Origin of the sequence: Lancefieldella parvula (genome assembly GCF_963530955.1) — a bacterium.
Lineage (GTDB): Bacteria > Actinomycetota > Coriobacteriia > Coriobacteriales > Atopobiaceae > Lancefieldella > Lancefieldella parvula_A.
Genome location: NZ_CAUSFQ010000111.1, coordinates 1 through 3840 on the forward strand (window position 1 = coordinate 1; position 3840 = coordinate 3840).

Below are 3840 nucleotides of genomic sequence, written 5' to 3' on the forward strand. Positions count from 1 at the left end.
TGATCAAGACCAAATGGGCTACCAACACTCATAACCCAACTACCAGGAGCCAGGTTATCGGAGTTACCAATCTCAATTGGGGTTAGGCTATCTCCCTTAAGGTCAGCATGAAGAACAGCAAGGTCAGAGGTAGGGTCTGTTCCTACGACAGTGCACTCATACTCTTTGTCATTAACGGAGATAGAAAATGTATCCATGCCCTCAATGACGTGGTAATTGGTAAGAATGTCTCCATTTGTGTTCAATACAACGCCAGAACCGGTTGAGCCTGATGAATCACTGGTAGCCTTAACGGACACAACCGAAGGCAAAACCTTAGAAGCTACCGTTTCTGCCGTCTTGGTGTCAGTTGGTTCTGCAGCAGGACGAGCTGCTGCTTGAGAAATAGTTGCCTGACCAGATACTGCAGGAAGCTTAGAAATTCCCTCTCCCAAAGCAATGGTAGGAACACAAGCAACGGCAAAAGCAATTGCACAAGCTGTTCTTTTTACACTTGAGCTTTTGAACATAGACATAAATCCAGCCTGCTTAACTGACGAAAAACGCTTATTTACAGTGGAATCTGTGGTTAAACCATGTGCTTGGTTCTCCATAGACATCCTCCTTAACATCACTTTGATGCAAACAGCTAACGCAAATAATTCTGCGCTAAACACCAATTTTTCAATATGTGTATTCTACCCGTTATACCGGACAAAAATTCGTTTCTCATTATGAGAAAGACGCGCGAGAGTCCTACTAGTAAGAAAGAAGTTTGCAGATCCCATTAAATGCAGTTTGTACCTGCAATTATGCTCTAAACAGATAGCCTACGCCGCGAACCGTCTCAAGATGAGCAGCTGCTTGAGGACCAATCTTTGAGCGAACACGCCTTACATGAACGTCTACTGTTCTAGTGCCACCACAGTACTCAAAGCCCCAAACGCGCTGCAAAAGAGCCTCACGTGAGTATGCACGAGACGGATGTGTTGCCAAGAATGACAGCAGCAGATACTCCATATACGTAAGATCAACAGGAGATTCATCAATATAAACCTGATACGTTGCCAGGTTAATCTTTATGTTGTCAACAATAACCAAATCTCTAGAAGTGCTCTCGGTACCTGGCCACAAAAGCAGCGAGCACCTAAGGCTAAACTCCTGGATAGTTGCAGTAGACAAAATAAAATCGCTCTTGCCCTGAACAGGCAGAACAAACTTAGAAAGATTATCAAGGTCAGCAACAAACAGGCGAGCAATTCCGCCATTTTGCGCAGAATAATTCTCTACCGTGCTAATAACATCCTGGGAAAGTTCTTTTTGATCAAGAATAATCAGGTCAAAGGTATGACCAGAAGCCGCAGCCTGCGAGAAAGAAGCAGCGTTTGCAAGAGCAATAGACACATCAATGACATGCGAAAGTTCACGCATACGTTCATGTAAGCGTGTCGTTGCAGATACAAGAAGAATATTCTTGTGATGCATCGATTCCCCCTAGGATAAGCTTAATCTTATAAAGCATACCACAAGCTGCGAATAAAGAGCAGATATACCTTATTATCTGCAATTAGGGCGAGAAGAATTTCTCGCCCTGATTTATTTTTTACATTTGCATATTAATTCTAAAAAGTATGGGTTTTACGCAATAGCGCCAATAAACTCAGCTGTTCGAGGGTTTTGTGGATTGTTGAAGATGACATCAGGTGTTCCTTGTTCAACTACCACTCCCTCTTCCATAAAGACCACACGATCTGCCACGTCTTTTGCAAATCCCATCTCGTGCGTTACTACAATCATGGTCATACCAGAGTTCTTTGCCAAATCACGCATAACATCCAAAACACCACGGACAAGCTCGGGATCAAGCGCGGATGTAGGCTCGTCAAAAAGAAGCACATTTGGGTGCATAGCAACGGCGCGAGCGATTGCTACACGCTGCTGCTGTCCACCGGAAAGCGCACTAGGCTTAAAGTCTGCTCTATCGGCAAGGCCGACAGCCTCAAGCTGCTTTAGTGCCTCTACCTCTGCCTCTTCTTTTGACTTTCCTAGAACCTTAATCTGACCAATCATTACGTTCTCTTTGACGGTTAAATGACCAAACAGATTGAACTGCTGAAAGACCATTCCGACATCTCTACGAAGCGCATTGACCTCAGCTTCGTTTGTGCCCGTAATCTCTTGATCTTCAATAAGAATATGGCCTGCAGAAGGAGTCTCCAGTAGATTGATGCAACGGAGCATAGTGGATTTACCGGAGCCCGAAGGACCAAGCACAACCACAACTTCACCTGGCCAAACAGTCAGGTTAACGTCATTTAAGACATGCGTTGATCCAAACGACTTATTGAGGTGCTCAATACGAACAATAGGATGTTCACCTGCCTCAAAAGTATGATTAGTAAGGGGCTTATCACGCTCAAATGCCTCTTGTGCAGCAACTTCAGCATCCAAGGCAGGATGTTCTGTGTTCGACTTCTTTTTGAAAGAAAAGAAAGACATTAGTTTTCCTCCTTGGAAAGAGCTTGAGTCTTACTAGCTGCGACGCTTGCTGTTTTGCCTGTTTCTGACTGCTCCATGCGTTTCTCGATACTGCCAACTACCTTAATAAGAGGCAGAGTAATTGCCAAATAGAATAGGGCAGCCGTCATATATGGCGTCATGTTTCCCGTTGAGGTGGTGAGGTTTTTAGCAAACATCATCAGCTCCATAACACCTACAGAAGAAAGCAGCGAGGTATCTTTGTAGGAAGTAATAAAGTCGCTGGTAAGAGGTGGAATAACACGACGGATAGTTTGAGGAATGATGATAAACGTCATGGTCTGGAAGCGATTCATGCCAAGAGAGCTTGCCGCCTCATACTGACCCTGTGGAATCGACTGAATGCCCGCACGGAAGATTTCTGAAAGATACGCAGAAGAATTAATGGCAACCACAATAAAACCAAGCAGATTGGTGTCTAAATTGATATTCAGCATAGGAAGACCAAAGAACAGAATATAAATCTGCAGGAAAAATGGGGTTCCGCGCAACAGATTGATGTATACCACTGCAAGCGCGCGCAGGAGCGGGTTTTTGGAGATCTTAAGCAGGGCAAAGCCCATTCCCAGCACAATAGCCACAGGATAAGCGCAAATTACAATTGCCAGACAAACCAGCCATCCAGGGAACAGCATTACAACGGAAGAAACAATCAGCTGAGGCTTTAAGAACATGCCCAAGAAGTGATTGGAGTTCCATGCTTCAACCCAAGGCTGAGCGTCAAGCCAATTCACTAGAGCCTGAACAGGCGTATTAGAAATAATGTTGATTTGCGGAGAAGAAGCAAGCTTTTGAGTTCCCTGCTCAGTGGTGTAGGTTCCTTCAACAGTGTACGAGCCACCGTCAGCGGGAAACTTCATGCCAGAAATCTCTACGCGAATTAGCTTCTGAGCGTCCACTGGTGTTGCAAAAGAAATCACAACCTGCGTTCCCTGGACGCTTGCAGTTGCCTCGATCTTCTCGCGCGTAAGACCTGAAAGAACGGTCACCTTAGTAGTTGCGCTCTGCAGATCGGAGCCCTCAGGAAGCTGCAAAGTCAGCTGAGAGACCTGCTCGTCCTCAACTGTTCCTTCCCAGGTTAAACGAGTTTCTTTACCGCCGATAACGCCATTGCCTTCTGTCTGATTTGACTTAGCTGTTGCCTTATTTGTGGTAAGAGCAAACGCACTCTGAACAGAAAACACGCTCAGAGACATAAAGAACAGCCCACTCAAAAGAAGCGTGGCGAGAAGAACTACAAGCAGCGTGGAGTGCACACGTGTATGCAAACCCTTTGACTCAGCCGTATCCTGGGTCGTAGGTTTGTCGTCAAAACTCGCAGAT

Annotated in this window: 4 protein-coding genes; all 4 read right to left on the reverse strand. The window is 45.3% G+C overall.

Annotated elements, in window-relative coordinates; genetic code table 11:
* Positions 1-593: trypsin-like peptidase domain-containing protein (locus RWJ43_RS06355; RefSeq protein WP_314009055.1), on the reverse strand; the 593-nt coding region annotated here is incomplete at its 3' end.
* A 196-nt stretch (positions 594-789) separates the two neighbouring features.
* Positions 790-1464, reverse strand: coding sequence for a winged helix-turn-helix domain-containing protein (locus tag RWJ43_RS06360; RefSeq protein ID WP_035427982.1), 675 nt, complete (start codon positions 1462-1464; stop codon positions 790-792).
* 153 nt (positions 1465-1617) lie between these two features.
* Positions 1618-2478 (reverse strand): amino acid ABC transporter ATP-binding protein, encoded by an 861-nt coding sequence (locus tag RWJ43_RS06365; protein WP_314009056.1) that lies wholly within the window; start codon positions 2476-2478, stop codon positions 1618-1620.
* Positions 2478-3840 (reverse strand): amino acid ABC transporter permease (locus RWJ43_RS06370; RefSeq protein ID WP_314009058.1); only part of this gene is annotated, 1363 nt, incomplete at its 5' end. The genes RWJ43_RS06370 and RWJ43_RS06365, both read right to left, overlap by 1 nt.